The 1,301-nt window shown below is 44.7% G+C and carries 1 protein-coding gene and 1 pseudogene; both read right to left on the reverse strand.

Going from position 1 to position 1,301, the window contains the following annotated elements; all coding sequences use genetic code 11:
* Positions 1 to 1,052: hydantoinase B/oxoprolinase family protein (locus ACNA7P_RS11175; protein ID WP_416258701.1), on the reverse strand; the 1,052-nt coding region annotated here is incomplete at its 3' end.
* A 4-nt stretch (positions 1,053 to 1,056) separates the two neighbouring features.
* A pseudogene (locus ACNA7P_RS11180) lies at positions 1,057 to 1,301 on the reverse strand (hydantoinase/oxoprolinase family protein); the annotation flags it as partial.

Genomic DNA, 1,301 nt, shown 5'->3' on the forward strand with positions numbered 1-1,301 from the left:
CGTCCTAGCAAATGCGTTCTGCATGAAAGCGCTGCAGGGAAGTTTGGCTTTAAGATAGAACCTTGTGGAATCCGCACATCTACCAGATCATAGAAACCATCATTAAATAGAATGGAGGGGTCGAATAAATTTATGGTGAAGGCACCAAAGAACATTTTGAACATTTCTTCGTTTAAATAGAAATTTACCGAAGAGGGTGCTTGCGGATCAGTACCGGCAAAATCGAATATGGCTTTATCACCTTCACGCCACATAGTGCAGCGAATGGTGTATGGGCCCAGGCCTGCGCCATCATCACAAATATAATCTTCAAAACTTTGCTTACTTTCCGGAACTACCATGCGAATAATTTCGCGCATGGCCGTATAGTTCCGTTCTAGCATCATTTGCAATGAACTAATGTAGGTATCATCACCAAAACGCTCAGCAAGCTCAACGCAACGTTTGCCGGCAGTTCTACAAGAGGCCACAATGGCGTTAAAATCTGCTTTGTTCCAACGTGGAACACGCACATTGTGCAGAATTAAATCGAGTACATCGGCATTTAATTCCCCTTTGCGATAGATTTTTAATGGTGGAATGCGAATTCCTTCTTCAAAAATCGTTTTTGCATCGGTGGGTAAGCTGCCAGGCACTTTGCCGCCAACATCCGACATGTGGCCAAACATAGCACTCCAATTAATGAGCCGGCCGCCCTTGAAGATAGGCACCATTACTAGCCAATCAGGTAAGTGGCTTACAGCGCCATCGCACATGTAGGGATCATTTGTGAGAAAGATATCACCCTCTTCAATGGTGCCATTATAGGATTGAATAAAGCCGGTAATAAATGAACCAAACTGGCCAACCACCATTTTACCTTCATGGTTAGCAATCATCGGAAAGGCATCGCCTTGCTCACGAATGCCGGGCGACATTGCGGTACGAAATAAAACAGCATCCATTTCATTACGCGCATTTGCCATAGCATTTTCAATAATATCGAGCGTTACCGTTTCAACATCAATGCGCTGAAAGGTTTCTTGATTCGTTTGCACAATAGTAGCAGGCATAATATTACTCCTTAGCGCTGTTATCTGGTTGAATGAGCAGGTTTCCAACCTTATCTACAATCGCTTCGTGGCGAGGGAAGATTACGGTTGTGGAATCCATCTCCAACACAATCGCAGGGCCTTGAATACGGTGCCCAGGGGTAAGTAAATCGCGGTTATAATGGTTGGCATTATAATGCTTGCCCTGGAAATAAATTTCGCTTTCACCAATGCGAGCGCTGGCGAGCTCACGCTGCTCGTTACTAAAGG

The sequence above is a fragment of the Aliidiomarina sp. genome (assembly GCF_047920995.1).
GTDB lineage: Bacteria > Pseudomonadota > Gammaproteobacteria > Enterobacterales > Alteromonadaceae > Aliidiomarina.